Consider the following 15,724-nt stretch of genomic DNA (forward strand, 5'->3'; position numbering starts at 1 on the left):
CCCAGCCTTCGCGATTTACTTGGAAATCCAAGCAAAATCGCAGGTCAGCGCCATTTCCACTTCGGCTTTGACAATGGGTAACGTGCAATGAGCAGGCCACTCCGGGGCGCTTTGTTCCACCCGGTTCCGGCCGCGTTCGCACACACCCCGTGCGCCGTATCGGATACCGGGTGAGCCGCAAACGGCCACCGGCGGACCCCGGGGGCCGGACAGACGGAGGAGCAGCACGTGACCGTGGAAGGCACTGCCGAGCGGAAAACCGCCCGCGGCGGCAGCAAGCGCACCACCGCCAAGAAAGCGACGTCGACGAAAAAGGCGTCGCCGTCCAGGGCCAGGAACAGCGCCCGGCCGGAACAGGCGGAGCAGGACGAGCTCGTACAACTGCTGACCCCGGAGGGGACGCGGGTCGAGCACCCGGACTACGCGATCGACCTCAGCCCCGAGGAGCTGCGCGGGCTCTACCGGGACATGGTGCTGACCCGGCAGTTCGACGCCGAGGCGACCACCCTCCAGCGCCAGGGCGAACTGGGCCTGTGGGCCTCGTTGCTGGGCCAGGAGGCCGCCCAGATCGGCTCCGGCCGCGCGCTGCGCGATGACGACTACGTCTTCCCCACCTACCGGGAGCACGGTGTGGCCTGGTGCCGCGGCGTCGACCCGACGAACCTGCTGGGGATGTTCCGCGGCGTCAACAACGGCGGTTGGGATCCCAACAGCAACAACTTCCACCTCTACACCATCGTCATCGGGTCGCAGACGCTGCACGCGACCGGTTACGCGATGGGCGTGCAGAAGGACGGCGCGGATTCCGCGGTCATCGCCTACTTCGGCGACGGTGCCTCCAGCCAGGGCGACGTGGCCGAGGCCTTCACCTTCTCCGCGGTCTACAACGCCCCGGTCGTCTTCTTCTGCCAGAACAACCAGTGGGCGATCTCCGAGCCCACCGAGAAGCAGACCCGGGTCCCCCTCTACCAGCGCGCCCGGGGCTTCGGCTTCCCCGGCGTGCGGGTCGACGGCAACGACGTCCTGGCCTGCCTCGCGGTGACCAAGGCGGCGCTGGAGCGGGCGCGCACCGGCCAAGGCCCCATGCTCATCGAGGCGTTCACCTACCGCATGGGCGCCCACACCACCTCCGACGACCCGACGCGGTACCGCCCCGACGAGGAGACGCTGGCCTGGGAGGCCAAGGACCCGATCCTCCGGCTGCGGAAGTACCTGGAGGCCGAGGGCCTGGTCGACGAGGGCTACCTCGCCGCGATCGACGAGGAGCGCGAGGCCCTGGGCAAGCGGGTCCGCGACGTCGTACGGGCGATGCCCGACCCGGACCATATGGCGATCTTCGAGAACGTCTACGCCGACGGGCACGCGCTCGTCGATGAGGAGCGCGCGCAGTTCGCCGCTTACCAGGCGTCGTTCGCCGATGCCGATGCCGCCGCGGAGGGCAACTGACCATGGCCGTCTACGAGAAGATCACCATCGCCAAGGCGATCAACGCGTCGCTGCGCGCCTCCATGGAGGCCGACCCCAAGGTCCTCGTCATGGGAGAGGACGTCGGCAAGCTCGGCGGCGTCTTCCGGGTCACCGACGGCCTCCAGAAGGACTTCGGCGAGGAGCGGGTGATCGACACCCCGCTCGCCGAGTCCGGCATCGTCGGCGCCGCGATCGGCCTGGCCCTGCGCGGCTACCGCCCGGTCGTCGAGATCCAGTTCGACGGCTTCGTCTTCCCCGCCTACGACCAGATCGTCACCCAGCTCGCAAAGATGCACGCGCGGGCGCTGGGCAAGGTCAAGGTGCCGGTCGTCATCCGCATTCCCTACGGCGGCGGCATCGGTGCGGTCGAGCACCACTCGGAGTCCCCCGAGGCGCTGTTCGCGCACGTCGCGGGCCTCAAGGTCGTCTCGCCCTCGAACGCCTCCGACGCCTACTGGATGCTCCAGCAGGCCATCGCCGGCGACGACCCGGTCGTCTACTTCGAGCCCAAGCGCCGCTACCACGACAAGTCGCGCCTGGACACCGAGTCGATCCCGGACCCGCTGCACAAGGCCCGGGTCACCCGGCCCGGCTCCGACCTCACGCTGGCCGCCTACGGCCCGATGGTGAAGGTCTGCGAGGACGTCGCCAAGGTCGCGGCCGAGGAGGGCAAGTCGGTCGAGGTCGTCGACCTGCGCTCGATCTCCCCGATCGACTTCGACACGGTGCAGTCCTCGGTCGAGAAGACCGGCCGGCTGGTCGTCGCCCACGAGGCGCCGGTCTTCCTCGGCGCGGGCGCGGAGGTCGCCGCCCGGATCACCGAGCGCTGCTTCTACCACCTGGAGGCTCCGGTGCTGCGGGTCGGCGGCTTCCATGCCCCGTATCCGCCGTCCAGGGTGGAGGACGAGTACCTTCCGGGTCTTGACCGGGTGCTCGACGCCGTTGACCGCGCGTTGGCGTACTGAGGGCTGAGGAGAGTCGTTGACCATGACTGCAGGAACCGCCGGCGCCGCGAACGCGCAGCGCATCCGCGAGTTCAAGATGCCCGACGTGGGTGAGGGCCTCACCGAGGCCGAGATCCTCAAGTGGTACGTCCAGCCCGGTGACACCGTCACCGACGGCCAGGTCGTGTGCGAGGTGGAGACCGCCAAGGCCGCCGTCGAACTGCCCATCCCCTACGACGGGGTGGTGCACACGCTGAACTTCGGCGAGGGCACCACCGTCGATGTCGGCACCGTGATCATCTCGGTGGACACCGACCCGGGCGCCGGCCCGGTCGAGCCGGGACCCGCCGAGGCCGCGGCGCCCGCCGGGGCCGCCGAGGAGGACGCCGAGCCGCAGGGCCGGCAGGCGGTGCTGGTCGGCTACGGTGCCGCGCCGTCCTCGACCAAGCGCCGGGCGCGCAAGCCGCAGCCGGGCGCCGGCCAGCGGACCGCAACGCGCGCTCCGCACACCGCCGTCGGGGTTCCGTCGGAGCCGGTGACCGCCGGGCTCCAGGCCGAGCTGAACGGGCGGGCCGCGCCCGCTCCGGTGGCGCCCGCGGTGCCCACCGCCCCGGCTCCGGCCGCCGGACGGCCACTCGCCAAGCCCCCGGTCCGCAAGCTCGCCAAGGACCTGGGCATCGACCTGGGGACGGTCGTCCCCACCGGGCCGGGCGGCGTCATCACCCGTGATGACGTCTACGCGGCGGCGGCTCCGGCCGAGGCCGCCCCGGCCGTCGTGCCGGCCGCACCCGAGGTGGGCGTCCCGGCAGCAGCGGCCCCCGTCGCGCCCGTCGCCGCCTTCGACGCCGCCCGCGAGCGCCGGGTGCCCGTCAAGGGTGTGCGCAAGGCCACCGCACAGGCGATGGTCGCCAGCGCCTTCACCGCGCCGCACGTCACGGAGTTCGTCACCGTCGACGTGACCCGCACGATGAAGCTCGTCCAGGAGCTCAAGCAGGACCCGGACATGGCCGGGCTGCGGGTCAACCCGCTGCTGCTGGTCGCCAAGGCGTTCCTGGTCGCCATCAAGCGCCACCCGGAGGTCAACGCCGCCTGGGACGAGGCGAACCAGGAGATCGTCCACAAGGACTACATCAACCTCGGGATCGCGGCGGCCACCCCGCGCGGTCTGATCGTCCCGAACATCAAGGACGCGGGGGCGAAGACGCTTCCTCAGCTCGCCACGGAACTGGGCGAGTTGGTGGCCACCGCGCGCGAGGGCAAGACCTCCCCGGCGGCGATGTCCGGCGGCACGGTCACCATCACCAACGTCGGCGTCTTCGGCGTCGACACCGGTACGCCGATCCTCAACCCGGGGGAGTCGGCGATCCTCGCCTTCGGCGCGGTCAAGCTCCAGCCGTGGGTCCACAAGGGCAAGGTCAAGCCGCGGCAGGTCACCACGCTCGCGCTCTCCTTCGACCACCGGCTGATCGACGGCGAGTTGGGCTCCAAGCTGCTCGCGGACATCGCGGCGGTCCTGGAGCGGCCCAAGCGGCTGCTCACCTGGGGCTGATCCGGCAGGATCGACCGGTCGGGCAGGGCCCGTAGCGGCATGAGGGGCGGTGTTTCACGTGAAACGGTCGGTGCGTTTCACGTGAAGCACCGCCCCGTCGCTGTTCAGCCCCGGAGAAGCTCGACCGCGCGGCTGAGGTGCGCCAGCGGGCCGGTCGGGGCGGACGGATCGACCGGTGCCGCGCCGCGGGTCAGTGCGGTGCCCGCCCACACGGCGGCGACGATCAGCGCCAGCACGGCGGCGTTGCGGGTGCGGCGGCCGGTGTGCGTCCTGGTCTGCATGGTCAACTCCCCTTGTCCGACGGGCCGTATCGGCTCCCTGCCTCCATTCACCCATGGATTCCGGCCCGTTCCGTACGCGTCAGGTACGGATCCGCGTACGCCTTGAGACGGACCGGGGTCCCCCGGAAGTCCCCCTTCGACAGGGTGCTGGCCCCGGCCCGGAATGGGTTTGCCGGTGTCGGCCCGGCTGTTTACCGTCGGCGAAATGAGCAGTCACACGATCATCCGGCGCTATCGGGACGAGGATCAGGACGCGGTGTGCGACCTGTGGTCCCAGGCGTCGCAGCAGGCGCATCCGTTCGTCGAGGGGGAAGGCGAGGGAGAGCGGGCCCGGGCCCTGCGCGAGGTGTACCTCGTCCAAGCCGAGAACTGGGTCGCCCAGCGCGACGGGGCCGTCGTCGGACTGCTCGGCCTCCTGGGCGCCGAGGACGGTGCCGGTGCCGAGATCGGCGGGCTCTTCGTGGCGCCGGAGGCACAGGGGGCAGGCGTCGGCCGGGATCTGGTGGAGCACGCGGCCGCGCGGTACGGCGCACTGGCCCTGGAGGTCTTCGAGGAGAACGCCGGTGCCCGGCGGTTCTACGCGCACCTGGGTTTCACGGAGCGCGAGCGGCGGATCGACGAGCAGACCGGCCACCCGGTGCTCGCCGTGGAGCGGGAGGCGCCGCTGCGCTCGGTGTCCTGGCTGCATGTGCGCGACGGGCGGCTGCTGAGCGTGCGGACGCGGGGGAACGACACCTTCTATCTCCCCGGCGGCAAGTACGAGCCGGGGGAGACCGCACGTGAGGCGCTCTCGCGGGAACTCTCCGAGGAGCTCGGTCTGCGCATCCCCGCCGAGGAGCTGTCGGAGGAGTTCGTCATCCATGACGTGGCCCACGGCAGGAACGGCAGGCGGCTGCACATGACCTGTTTCGTCGGCGGTCCGCAGGACATCGAGCCCGCCCCGGGCCGGGAGATCGCCGAGTACGCGTGGTTCGACCGCGCGCAGTCCCTGGAGCGCTGTGCGCCCGCCCATCGCCAGGTGGTGGACCGGCTGGTGGCGCGGGGGCGGATGCGGGGCTGAGCGATGCCGGGCCGTCGCCTCCGAGAGGGCGGCGGCCTCCCCTCATAACGCTCCTACCAGGACAAACGTCCCGCTGATCGTCCGCATCGCGGAACGGCGTACCCGTTGCACACCTGTTGTATCTATCCTGTGTGCATGCCATCGCCCTCGCCTGCCGCCCCTCCGAGGGCGCCCCGCACCGGTCCCGCCAAACCGCCGCCCGCCGCCGAGCGGGTCTACAACCACCTCAAGGACGCCCTCCTGGAGCGCCGCTACGAGGGCGGCATGCTGCTCACCGAAGGGGAGCTCGCCGACGCCGTGGGGGTCTCCCGGACCCCGGTGCGCGAGGCGCTGCTGCGCCTGGAGGTCGAAGGGCTGATCAAGCTCTACCCGAAGAAGGGCGCGCTGGTGCTGCCGGTCTCCGCACAGGAGATCGCCGATGTCGTCGAGACCCGGCTGCTGGTGGAGAAGCACGCGGCGGCCAAGGCCGTACCCGCCGGTGAGGGGCTGATCAACGAACTGACCCAGGCTCTGGAGACCATGCGGGAGCAGGCCGCCGCGGGCGATCTGGCCGCCGTCTCGGTCGCCGACCGCGCCTTCCACGCGGCCATCGTGCGCAGCGCCGGCAACCAGATACTGGACCGGCTCTACGAGCAACTGCGCGACCGGCAGCTGCGGATGGGCGTCGCGGTGATGCACTCCCACCCCGACCGGATCGCCAAGAACATCGCCGAGCACACCGAGATCCTCCAGGCGCTGCGGGCCGGCGACGCCGACGCCGCCACCGAGGCCGTACAGCGGCACGTCAGCTGGGTCCGCCATCTCGCGCAGGGGGACGAGCGATGAGCAGCCGCACCGACGGCGCCGCCGGAAGCGACAGTCCCACCGGCAGCGGCATAGGTGGCGGCGGCGCCGGGCGACTGCCCTCGGACCCGCCCGGCGGCCGGAAGGCCGTGGCCATCTGGGGCATCGGCGTCGCCGTCTACTTCGTCGCGATCACCTACCGCACCAGCCTCGGCGTGGCCGGTCTGGATGCCGCGCACCGCTTCCACATCAACGCCTCCGCGCTGTCCACCTTCTCGATCCTGCAACTGCTGGTCTACGCAGGCATGCAGATACCCGTCGGCCTCCTGGTCGACCGGTTGGGCGCGAAGAAGGTCCTCGCCCTCGGTGCGGTCCTCTACACCGTGGGCCAGTTCGGCTTCGCGCTCTCGGATTCGTACGCCATGGCGCTCGGCTCGCGGGCACTGCTCGGCTGCGGTGACGCCATGACCTTCATCAGCGTGCTGCGGCTGGGCTCCCGGTGGTTCCCGGCCCGACGCGGCCCGATGGTCGCGCAGATCGCCGCCCTGGTCGGCATGGCCGGCAACCTGATCTCCACGCTCGTCCTGGCCCGGCTGCTGCACACCCTCGGCTGGACCACGACGTTCGCCGGCAGCGCCCTGGGCGGTGTCGTCGTGCTGGTCCTGCTGCTGCTCTTCCTCAAGGACCACCCCGAGGGCTTCGCCCCGCCGCCCGCACCCCGTGAGCACAGCGGCGGCGCGTTCGTGCGCCGTCAGATCCTGGACGCCTGGCGCGAGCCCGGCACCCGGCTGGGCATGTGGGTGCACTTCACCACCCAGTTCCCGGCGATGGTCTTCCTGCTGCTGTGGGGCCTGCCGTTCCTGGTCGAGGCGCAGGGCCTCTCCCGCGGCACCGCCGGTGAACTGCTGACCCTCGTTGTGCTCTCCAACATGGCCGTGGGCCTGGTCTACGGGCAGATCATCGCCCGCCACCACGCGGCCCGTCTGCCGCTGGCACTGGGCACCGTCGCGGCCACCGCCCTGCTGTGGGCGGTCACCCTGTGCTGGCCCGCCCCGCATGCGCCCATGGCGCTGTTGATCGTGCTCTGCGTGGTGCTGGGCGCCTGCGGCCCGGCGTCGATGATCGGCTTCGACTTCGCCCGGCCGGCCAATCCGCCGGAGCGCCAGGGCACCGGGTCCGGCATCGTCAACATGGGAGGCTTCACCGCCTCGATCACCACGCTGCTCGCCGTCGGCGTCCTGCTCGACTCCACCGGCGACAACTACCGGATCGCCTTCGCCTCGGTCTTCGTGCTCCAGGCGCTCGGGGTCTCGCAGATCCTGCGGTTGCGTCGGCGGGCCGCGCAGCGCGAGCAGGAGCGGCTGGTCGTCAGCAGGGTCGAGGCCGTGCACGTGCCGGCCTGAGGCGGACCGCCGCCGGCGTCGTCCGCCGCATCCTCCGAGCCGGCCGCGGGCTCGGTCGCGAAGGACGCTCAACTCTCCACATCTGACATGCAGTTGACGAAGGCGGGCTGAGAGGTCGCGGTTTCACGTGAAACAACGGGGGTGTTTCACGTGAAACCGACGAGCCCGTCCCACATGAAACGGCAGCTCTGCCGTGGAGCCTGTTACGGCGTCACCGCGAAGTTGTCGAGGATGGCCTGGGCCAGCTCCTGGTCACCGTCGATCTTGATCTGCTCGTCGAGGGCGGACGGCCGGACCCGGCCGCAGGCCAGCCGGTGGAAGGCGTCCCAGTCCATCGCCAGCGTCACCGTCGGGCCCAGCGACACGCTGCCGTCCACGGTGGCCTTCCCCTCGGCGTCCACCCGGACCGTGCGCATGAACTCCACCGCACCGCCGATGTCGAAGACCACCGTCGAACGGGCCGGCGCCTTGGCGCGGTTGGTGACGATGCCGGGCAGCACCCGCACCAGCAGGTCGCGGGTGACCAGCGCACCGGGCGAGTCGAGGTTGCCGGGCTCGCCGAGCGCCCGCCGCAGGTCCTGCTCGTGCGCCCAGACGTCGAACGCCCGCTGTTCCAGGACGAATTCCAGCGTCCGCTCCTCGCCGAGCGCGCTGCGCACCACGGTGTCGGGGGCGCGGGTCTCGTTCCGCAGCTGCCGGGAGCGCCGGATGACGGTGTACTCCAGCTCGCTGAGCATCTCCGGGGCGGTGTGGTGCCGGCGGACGTCGACCTGCACCTCCATCCGGCGGGCCGACTCGCTGCGCACGTGGTAGAGGTCGCGGGGCAGCGTGTGGATCGGCCGAGGGTCGCCCAGCATCTCGCATTCCAGGCCGATGACGTGGGAGACGATGTCGCGCACGGACCAGCCTGGGAGGTCCGTCGCCCTGTTCCACTCACCCTCGACGAGCGGCGTCACCAGCTCGGTTATCGCTTCTATGGAATGCGTCCAGGCGTCGATGGAGGACTGAAGGCTGGGATGGACGGTCACGGGACCCCTCGGACGGTTCGTACGCGGGCTGCTGTCTGGCAGTTAAGTTACGCTGCGCACGGGCACCCCGGCAGTGCTTTCGGGTGACCATCGTAGGCGGATGTTCGACGGCGGGGCCGTGGGAAAGCGCTGCCACTGGTACCGTGCACGTTTCGCCGATGCCGATTGGTGCGGATGCGGTGAAACCGGATAATTCCTGCCTGGCGCAGGCGGCTTGACCGGCCCACCGACGCCCCCTCAGTCGTCCTCACGCTCCCGCTCGGCCATCCGGATCACGGACACCGCGACGGCGATCAGCAGCGCCGGATCCGCGTCGTCCCGCACGACGTCGACCGCATAGGTGTGGCGGACGGTCAGCCAGCGCCGGGAGATCTCGGCGAGCAGCTCACCGTCGTACTCGACCGCGAACTCCCGGTCCAGGATCTTGCCGCTGACGTCCAGCTCGGTGCCGTCGACCAGCTCGACGCGGTAGTGGTGGCGCAGCAGCGACAGCCGTTTGCGCCGGACCGTGGCCAGCGGCTGGTCGTCCCGCTCGATCGTCATCGCATCGCGCAGGCTGAACATCTTCTTGCGGATGGTGATCAGCACCCGCCGCTCGGTGTCCTTGAGCTCGAAGGTCTCCCGCAACCGCATCGCCTTCCCGTCCACGAGGAAGGCGTGCCGACCGTGCTCGTCGTCGACCCAGTAGTCGTCGCCGATGCCGAAGATCCGGTCGTGCACGAAGTACTTGAGGGAGCGAGGGGAGTGTCCCCCGTGGGATGACAGCATGGGGTGACGTGTTCCCCGTGCCCCCTGCGGAATGCGGGTGCGCCGGAGTGACGTTGAATGTCCACATGGCTTCACGTGCGCGCGTCCGGGCCCCCGAGCTGATCGGCAAGGGCGGCTGGCTCAACACCGGCGGAAATGATCTCACCCTCTCTGACCTGCGAGGACGCATTGTCATCCTCGATTTCTGGACGTTTTGCTGTGTGAACTGCCTGCACGTCCTGGACGAGCTGCGCGAGCTGGAGGAGCGCCATCGCGACGCGGTCGTGATCATCGGCGTGCACTCCCCGAAGTTCGTGCACGAGGCCGAGCACCAGGCGGTCGTGGACGCCGTCGAGCGGTACGGCGTGGAGCACCCCGTCCTCGACGACCCCGAGCTCGCGACCTGGAAGCAGTACGCGGTGCGGGCCTGGCCGACGCTGGTGGTGATCGACCCCGAGGGCTATGTCGTCGCCCAGCACGCGGGCGAGGGCCATGCGCACGCCATCGAGAAGCGCGTCGAGGAGCTGATCGCCGAGCACACCGCGAAGGGCACGCTGCACCGCGGCGACGGCCCCTACGTCCCGCCGGAGCCGGTCGCCACGGACCTCCGCTTCCCCGGCAAGGCGGTGCGGCTGCCCGGCGGCACCTTCCTGGTCTCCGACACCACCCGGCACCAGCTGGTGGAGCTCGCGGCCGACGGCGAGCAGGTGGTGCGGCGGATCGGGACCGGTGAGCGCGGGCTGGGCCCGGACTCCTTCAACGAGCCGCAGGGGCTGGCGCTGCTGCCCGACGGCACGGTCGCCGTCGCGGACACCGTCAACCACGCCATCCGGATCTTCGATCCGGCGACCGGTGCCCTGGAGACCGTGGCCGGTACGGGCCGGCAGTGGTGGCAGGGCTCGCCGACCTCGGGCCCGGCGCGCGAGGTGGACCTCTCCTCGCCGTGGGACCTGGCCTGGTGGCAGGACCGGCTGTGGATCGCGATGGCCGGCGTCCACCAGATCTGGACCTACGACCCGGCCGACGGCACGGTCGCGGTGGCGGCCGGCACCACCAACGAGGGCCTGGTCGACGGCCCCGCGGCGGAAGCGTGGTTCGCCCAGCCCTCCGGGCTCGCGGCGGCCGGCGACCGGCTGTGGATCGCCGACTCGGAGACCAGCGCGGTGCGGTGGATCGAGCGGGAGGCGAACGACGGCAGCCCCGCCCCGGGCGGCTATGTGGTCCGTACCGCCGTCGGCACCGGACTCTTCGACTTCGGGCACCGCGACGGCGCCGCCGAGCAGGCCCTGCTCCAGCACCCGCTGGGCGTGACCGCGCTGCCCGACGGCTCGGTCGCCATCGCGGACACCTACAACCACGCACTGCGCCGCTTCGACCCGGCCGGCGGCGAGGTGACCACGCTCGCGACCGATCTGCGCGAACCCTCCGCGGCGGTCCTCGCCGACGACGACATCGTGGTGGTGGAGTCCGCGCGGCACCGGCTGACCCGGCTGCGGCTCCCCGAAGAGGCGGTCCGCGTCGAGTCGGTGGCCCACCGCACCCAGCGCGCCGCCACCGACATCGCCCCCGGCACGCTCCACCTGGACGTCGTCTTCCAGGCCCCGGCCGGCCAGAAGCTCGACACCCGCTACGGCCCCTCGACGCGGCTGCTGGTCAGCGCCACGCCGCCGGAGCTGCTCGCCGACGGCGCCGGCGCGGGCACCGATCTGGCCCGGGACCTGGTCCTTGCCGACGGCGTGACCGAAGGCGTCCTGCATGTCTCGGCGATGGCCGCGTCCTGCGACGACGCCCCGGACATCGAGTACCCGGCCTGCCATGTGCACCAGCAGGACTGGGGCGTTCCGGTCCGGGTCACCGCGGACGGCGCGGCCCGGCTGGGCCTCGTCCTGGCGGGGCTGGACGCGCAGTAGCCGAGTCGGGCCGCGCGGAGCGACGACGGGAGGCCGGCGGCGGCGTCAGTTGCCGACGCCGGCCTCGGCCTTCGCCGCGTCCAGGCTGGTGTTCCAGAAGCTGACCTTGCTCTGGCCGACGGAGACCGTGGCGTACTTCGCCACCAGGTCGTACACCACCGGCGAGCCGGAGGTGGAGCCCTTCGACGAGCCCGCGAGCCGGACGGTCACGTTCCTGCGCTGGGTGCCCATGGCGGCGGGGGTGCCGGTCGGGATGACCGCATAGGCGGTGGCACGGGGCCGGAGGGTGGTGACGCGGCTCCGGTCGGGCTGGATCACCGGCAGCGGGGCCTTCGCGTTGTCGAAGGCCAGCAACGGGGCGTCGTACAGCCGGCAGTTGAACGTGCCGGAGCGGTTGGTGTAGCGCACGCGCACGTACCCCTTCGGCCCCGTCTGCTGGGTGAAGTCGAGCCGGGCCGTGCTCGGGGAGCAGTTCGTCGTCCCGCGCCGGCGCGCCGCTCCCATGCCCACCCCGGCCGCCGTGCCACTGCCGAAGATCTTGTGCCGCTTGCTCTTGGAGCTGGTGGCGGACGAGCCCCTCCGCGACTTCGAGGAGTCGCTGTGGCAGCCGGTCAGAGCCAGCGAGCCGGCCAGCCCGAGGGCCAGCGCGGCGTATGCGGTGGAGCGGCGGGTGCGGCGTGCGGTCATGAAGTCCCCCAGTAGGCCCTGCGGTCAGTGCGGTGATGGCATGGCCAGGCCACGATAGCGACCGCCGCTCCCGCGCCGGGGCGAGTGCGCTCCGTCCGCGCGGCGCCCGGCTCGCCTTTCCCGGCAAGGGCGGGCGAAACGGTCATGTCCCGGCAGGCGGGCGCTAGTTGGGGCACCGCGGGAGATCCGCGTCGAGCTGATCCGGCCGGATGCGGACGCCCGGCATCCAGGCCGGCCCGTCGTCGTGGTCGACCCGGAACCAGATGCTGCTGTGCCCGCCCGCCTCGTCGGTGATGGTGACCCCGTCGGCGACCTTGCAGACGGCGTGCAGTGCCTGACCGTGCCAGACGCGGCCCACGATATTGGGCCGCCGGTACGGCACATAGGGGTCGCGGGCCAGCCCGAGCGCGCAGTAGTCGGTACGGCTGTGCCGGCAGGCCCGTTCGATGTTGTTGACGGTGATGCGGGCGGATCCGGCGGCCGGGACCGCGCCCGAGGCGGTATCCGTCCGGCCGTCGGCGTCCGAACCGGTCAGCTCCAGAACGGTGAACGCGGCTCCGGTGAGGACGGCGGCGGTGCCGAGGCCGGCCAGCACCAGCCGCAGCCGGCGCCTCCCGGGCGCCACCGCCTCCGGTTCCGGCCCCGCCGGTTCTTCCGCCGCGCCCTGCACGTCTTCGGCGCTTTGGACGCCTTCGAGACGTCTGCCGCCGTGGGCCTTTTCGTCCCCCTCGGCGCGTTCGTCGCCCTCGGTGCTCCGCCCGTCCCCGGGGCGGGGGCCCGGAGCGGACTCCGGTGCCTCGTCCGCCGCCTCCTGGGCGCGGTGCAGCAGCTCCACCAGCGCGGGCAGCCGGTCCTCGCCCGTGAACGAGAGCGTGCACCACTGCACCAGGAGTCGCTCGTCGGGCAGGCTCTGGCCGCGGAGATAGCGCGAGAGGGACGACCGGCTGGCCGGCAGTCGGCCCGCCAACTCCTGGAGGCTGTAGCCCAGTTCGCCATGCATGCGGCGCAGGGCGGCGACGAAGTCCCGTACAGGGCCGGAGAGTTCCGCCGGGAGCGGGGCCAGGGGCTTGCGGCGGGCGTTCGCGACACGGTTTTCAGGGCCAGGCACGCCTCGCATTCCAGCACAGCGGACAGGCCCGCGCGAGGGGCACCTCCATTCCCCTGTGACGGAAGTGCCCCTCGTTACGCGATCCGGGACGAACGCGGACCGTTCAGCGCTGTTTCACGTGAAACAGCGCACAACTGCCCGGGATTCCCCGCCTGATGCGAGGGACGGGCCCTGTCCGACGTCTTTCAGTCGCCGAACGCCACGGGCCGGTAGGGCTTGAACTCGGGGTCGCCGCCCGGCAGACCGTAGGTCAGGCTCCGGTGGTCGGTGCCATGGCCGCCGCGCTGCTCGAAGGCGGTGTACGACGTGTGCGCGGCATCGTTCCACTTCTCGAAGATGACGACATGCCGGTTGTTGTTGTCGCCGTTGGCGTCGATGAGCAGGTCACCGCCCTTCAGCTCGCCGAGCGGGACGGACCGGGTGAGGCCGCGGTCGGTGGCCAGCCCCACGGTGTTGGTGCCCGGCGTCGGCAGTCCGAGCGTCATCGACACATAGCCGGAGCAGTCCTGCCGGTAGCCGTCCTTCCAGACCTTGGCCTGGCTGTACGGGACCTGCGCGCCGTTGTCGGCGGTCAGCCAGGTCGCGGCGCGCGCCAGCATCTCCTGGCGGGAGTGGCCGGGCTGCTCCGGCGGCGGACCGTCCTGCACCGGTACGCCGGGCAGGCGGTCCTGGGGTATGGCCACCGCGACCACGGTGACGAAGCCGCTCACCGGCCCGGTGAGGTGGGCCATGTAGGTCGAGCAGGCGTCGCCCTCGCACACCCGGTGGCCGGTGTCGACCTGGTAGTCGGCGGTGATCCGGTCCTGGCCCGCCCCCGAGGCGTTGAGCATTCCGACGGCGGGGGAGCCGGTGACGGCCTCGCTGTGCACCACCCAGCGGGTGCCCCAGGTCGGGAAGTCGGCCGTCGCGGTCCGAGCGGTCCCAGTCTCGGCGCCGTGTGCGACCCCGGTGATTCCGGTGACGGCCAGACCTGCCGCGGCGACCGCGGGCAGCACCCGGTGCAGCAGCGGTCGGCGGAACGCGGAAGCCGTGTCTCCCGCGGGAGTTGTGCGGTCCCGCGGTGGCGTGGTGCCGTGTCCGTGCATGTCGGTACCCCTCCGAAACGTCGATCCCTGTGCCGCGGCGTGATCCGTTCGCTGCGACGCGGACCATGGTGGGGCGGGACAGGGACGGGAGGTGGCCATGCGCCGTCAGGTGGGACGCGCCTCCTCGACCGCAGGGCTGTGGCCTGCGAAGTCGCCCCGGGAGAGGGGCGATTGCGGGACACCGGGAGGGCCCGGGTGGGACATGACGGGACAGTCGCGGGCGGCGCGGTGGCCGCACGGCCCGTGGTCGCGCGGAGACGGCGCGGCGGGGCGGAGCGGAGGGAAGGAGCGCGAGGGGCGGGGAAAGGCGCGCGAGGGGCGAAGAAAGAGAAGGGCGCCCGCTGGGGGAGTTGCGGGCGCCCTGCTTGTGGGGCGGCGGATCGCCGTCCGAGTGGTGGCCCGGATTACCAGGACGTCGCCTGGTTCGGGTCCGTCTGCCAGTACGTCACCCGCGCGCTGTCGTCGACGTACGCCGAGCCGCCCGGCAGCGCCACCTTCGCCTCACCGCCGGTGCTCCCCTGGCCGTCGCGGGCGGCGAGGCTGACGCCCAGCGAGGTCATCTTGTTGCCGTGCGCGGAGCCGTCCCCACCGGACAGCAGCACGCTGGCGTAGCCGGACGCCCCCGGCGCCAGGGTGGCCACCGCCTGGGGCTTGCTGTCCGGCAGCTCGGCCACCGGTGCCTGGGCGTCGTCGAACCGGAGGAAGGGCGCGGCGTAGAGGTCGCAGGTGGCACCGGAGGTGTTGGTGGCCACCAGCAGCAGGTGGTTGATCGGACGGGTCAGCTGCTTCGCCACGATGCGGATCTTCGCGGCGTCGCAGGAGGCCGGCCGGGCAGCGGGGCCCTGGCCCCGGCCGACGGCGGACGGGCCGCCCGTCGTGCCCTGCTTCCCGGAGCCGGCCGTGCTCCCCTTGCCACCGCTGCCGCTGCCGCTGCCGCTGCCGCCGCCCTTCGCCGCGCTGCCGTCGGCCGTGTCCGCCGAGGCGTTGGCGCCCTGCCCGTCCGGCTGGTTGTCGGCCGCCGAGTCCTGGGAGTCCTGGGGGGCCGGGTCGAACGGCTTGGCGCCGCTGGTCTTGAGCGGATTGTCCTGGCCGCAGGCGGTGAGGGTGAGCGCGGCGACCGCGGTCAGGCCCGCCGCGGCGATCCGCAGCGCCCGGCGGTGGGCGGCGCGGGGCCTACGGGCAGCAGTGGTGGCGTCGGTGCGTGGCATGTCCGGTCTCCCCCCGGTCGGCGGTGCGACGGTGCGCTCCGTGGTACGCGCCGGGCGTACTCGGCCCGGCGCGTTCTGTCCTGCGTTCTGTCCACAAGACTGCCGAGCGCCGCTGCCGTGCGACTAACGCCTGCCTAACGCCCGTCCGCCGCCGTGACCGGGCTCAAGGGCGCCTGTGACGGCGCTCCGCGGCGTCGCGGCGCCCGGCACACACGCCCCACGCCTCAAGGGCGCGGGAGACTCCCGTGCGGCGTTGCCGGGGTGTCCCCATGGCTCCGCCATGAAGACACCCCGGCGCCTTGCGCGCGCACGCGCCAGGCGCCGCTCCTTCCGCCACGGAGGTCCGCCGGAAGCGCCCTAGCTGTATTGCCCTGTGAGGTTGGGGACGCGGCTGGCGGGTGGTTGGCCCTTGAGTGCGGTGTGTCTGCGGTGGTGATTGTAGGTGTGAAGCCAGGCGGGGTAGG

The 15,724-nt window shown here is 71.9% G+C and carries 14 protein-coding genes and 1 pseudogene; 7 read left to right on the forward strand and 8 right to left on the reverse strand.

Annotated features, from left to right (window positions below; all coding sequences use genetic code 11):
- The first annotated feature begins 228 nt into the window (after window positions 1-228).
- From pdhA to ACIQE0_RS09940, 3 genes are read left to right on the forward strand one after another with little or no spacing between them, the layout of a single operon-like run.
- Window positions 229-1,446, forward strand: a complete 1,218-nt coding sequence (gene pdhA / locus ACIQE0_RS09930; protein WP_366333352.1) for a pyruvate dehydrogenase (acetyl-transferring) E1 component subunit alpha — start codon at window positions 229-231, stop codon at window positions 1,444-1,446.
- Between the two features lie 2 nt (window positions 1,447-1,448).
- Window positions 1,449-2,432 (forward strand): alpha-ketoacid dehydrogenase subunit beta, encoded by a 984-nt coding sequence (locus ACIQE0_RS09935; RefSeq protein ID WP_366333350.1) that lies wholly within the window; start codon window positions 1,449-1,451, stop codon window positions 2,430-2,432.
- A gap of 22 nt (window positions 2,433-2,454) precedes the next feature.
- Window positions 2,455-3,960, forward strand: a complete 1,506-nt coding sequence (locus ACIQE0_RS09940) for a dihydrolipoamide acetyltransferase family protein (protein ID WP_402330286.1) — start codon at window positions 2,455-2,457, stop codon at window positions 3,958-3,960.
- A 104-nt stretch (window positions 3,961-4,064) separates the two neighbouring features.
- Here ACIQE0_RS09940 and ACIQE0_RS09945 read toward each other — a convergent pair whose 3' ends face one another.
- A complete protein-coding gene (locus tag ACIQE0_RS09945; protein ID WP_366333346.1) occupies window positions 4,065-4,241 on the reverse strand; it encodes a hypothetical protein in 177 nt (58 codons plus the stop codon).
- 205 nt (window positions 4,242-4,446) lie between these two features.
- On the opposite strand from ACIQE0_RS09945, the gene ACIQE0_RS09950 reads away from it, so the two are divergent.
- The 3 genes from ACIQE0_RS09950 (at window position 4,447) to ACIQE0_RS09960 (ending at window position 7,487) form a co-directional block, all read left to right on the forward strand.
- Window positions 4,447-5,301 (forward strand): GNAT family N-acetyltransferase, encoded by an 855-nt coding sequence (locus ACIQE0_RS09950; protein ID WP_402330289.1) that lies wholly within the window; start codon window positions 4,447-4,449, stop codon window positions 5,299-5,301.
- Between the two features lie 135 nt (window positions 5,302-5,436).
- Window positions 5,437-6,126: a GntR family transcriptional regulator gene (locus tag ACIQE0_RS09955; RefSeq protein WP_402330291.1), complete on the forward strand. Its 690-nt coding sequence runs from the start codon at window positions 5,437-5,439 to the stop codon at window positions 6,124-6,126.
- A 107-nt stretch (window positions 6,127-6,233) separates the two neighbouring features.
- Entirely contained in the window at window positions 6,234-7,487 is a 1,254-nt protein-coding gene (locus ACIQE0_RS09960; protein ID WP_366333474.1) for an MFS transporter, read from the forward strand.
- Between the two features lie 203 nt (window positions 7,488-7,690).
- Here the strand turns inward: ACIQE0_RS09960 and ACIQE0_RS09965 are convergent, their stop codons facing one another.
- Both ACIQE0_RS09965 and ACIQE0_RS09970 read right to left on the reverse strand, forming a co-directional pair.
- Window positions 7,691-8,515 carry a maleylpyruvate isomerase family mycothiol-dependent enzyme gene (locus ACIQE0_RS09965; protein WP_384101314.1) on the reverse strand — a complete coding sequence of 275 codons (825 nt, stop codon included), beginning with the start codon at window positions 8,513-8,515 and terminating at the stop codon, window positions 7,691-7,693.
- Between the two features lie 237 nt (window positions 8,516-8,752).
- Entirely contained in the window at window positions 8,753-9,283 is a 531-nt protein-coding gene (locus ACIQE0_RS09970; RefSeq protein WP_402330293.1) for an LURP-one-related/scramblase family protein, read from the reverse strand.
- Window positions 9,284-9,348: 65 nt separating this feature from the next.
- On the opposite strand from ACIQE0_RS09970, the gene ACIQE0_RS09975 reads away from it, so the two are divergent.
- Window positions 9,349-11,172, forward strand: coding sequence for an NHL domain-containing thioredoxin family protein (locus ACIQE0_RS09975; protein ID WP_366333336.1), 1,824 nt, complete (start codon window positions 9,349-9,351; stop codon window positions 11,170-11,172).
- A 45-nt stretch (window positions 11,173-11,217) separates the two neighbouring features.
- On the opposite strand, the gene ACIQE0_RS09980 is transcribed toward ACIQE0_RS09975, so the two are convergent.
- The 5 genes and pseudogenes from ACIQE0_RS09980 to ACIQE0_RS10000 form a co-directional block, all read right to left on the reverse strand.
- The gene (locus ACIQE0_RS09980; protein ID WP_366333334.1) at window positions 11,218-11,859 is read right to left on the reverse strand and encodes a DUF4232 domain-containing protein; all 642 of its coding nucleotides are present in this window, start codon (window positions 11,857-11,859) and stop codon (window positions 11,218-11,220) included.
- 163 nt (window positions 11,860-12,022) lie between these two features.
- A complete protein-coding gene (locus ACIQE0_RS09985) occupies window positions 12,023-12,976 on the reverse strand; it encodes a helix-turn-helix transcriptional regulator (RefSeq protein WP_402330295.1) in 954 nt (317 codons plus the stop codon).
- A gap of 176 nt (window positions 12,977-13,152) precedes the next feature.
- Window positions 13,153-14,052: a hypothetical protein gene (locus tag ACIQE0_RS09990; RefSeq protein ID WP_402330298.1), complete on the reverse strand. Its 900-nt coding sequence runs from the start codon at window positions 14,050-14,052 to the stop codon at window positions 13,153-13,155.
- A gap of 404 nt (window positions 14,053-14,456) precedes the next feature.
- Window positions 14,457-15,260 (reverse strand): DUF4232 domain-containing protein, encoded by an 804-nt coding sequence (locus ACIQE0_RS09995; RefSeq protein ID WP_366333329.1) that lies wholly within the window; start codon window positions 15,258-15,260, stop codon window positions 14,457-14,459.
- A 357-nt stretch (window positions 15,261-15,617) separates the two neighbouring features.
- Window positions 15,618-15,724, reverse strand: a pseudogene (locus ACIQE0_RS10000) (IS481 family transposase); the annotation flags it as partial.

The sequence above is a fragment of the Streptomyces sp. NPDC093097 genome (assembly GCF_044754325.1).
Classification (GTDB): domain Bacteria; phylum Actinomycetota; class Actinomycetes; order Streptomycetales; family Streptomycetaceae; genus Streptomyces.

Coding starts and splice junctions, on each gene's coding strand:
- ACIQE0_RS09935 (WP_366333350.1), top strand. CDS start 1,449: ATGGCCGTCTACGAGAAGATCACCATCGCCAAGGCGATCAACGCGTCG.
- ACIQE0_RS09940 (WP_402330286.1), top strand. CDS start 2,455: ATGACTGCAGGAACCGCCGGCGCCGCGAACGCGCAGCGCATCCGCGAG.
- ACIQE0_RS09945 (WP_366333346.1), bottom strand. CDS start 4,241: ATGCAGACCAGGACGCACACCGGCCGCCGCACCCGCAACGCCGCCGTG.
- ACIQE0_RS09950 (WP_402330289.1), top strand. CDS start 4,447: ATGAGCAGTCACACGATCATCCGGCGCTATCGGGACGAGGATCAGGAC.
- ACIQE0_RS09955 (WP_402330291.1), top strand. CDS start 5,437: ATGCCATCGCCCTCGCCTGCCGCCCCTCCGAGGGCGCCCCGCACCGGT.
- ACIQE0_RS09970 (WP_402330293.1), bottom strand. CDS start 9,283: ATGCTGTCATCCCACGGGGGACACTCCCCTCGCTCCCTCAAGTACTTC.
- ACIQE0_RS09975 (WP_366333336.1), top strand. CDS start 9,349: ATGGCTTCACGTGCGCGCGTCCGGGCCCCCGAGCTGATCGGCAAGGGC.
- ACIQE0_RS09980 (WP_366333334.1), bottom strand. CDS start 11,859: ATGACCGCACGCCGCACCCGCCGCTCCACCGCATACGCCGCGCTGGCC.
- ACIQE0_RS09985 (WP_402330295.1), bottom strand. CDS start 12,976: ATGCGAGGCGTGCCTGGCCCTGAAAACCGTGTCGCGAACGCCCGCCGC.
- ACIQE0_RS09990 (WP_402330298.1), bottom strand. CDS start 14,052: ATGCACGGACACGGCACCACGCCACCGCGGGACCGCACAACTCCCGCG.
- ACIQE0_RS09995 (WP_366333329.1), bottom strand. CDS start 15,260: ATGCCACGCACCGACGCCACCACTGCTGCCCGTAGGCCCCGCGCCGCC.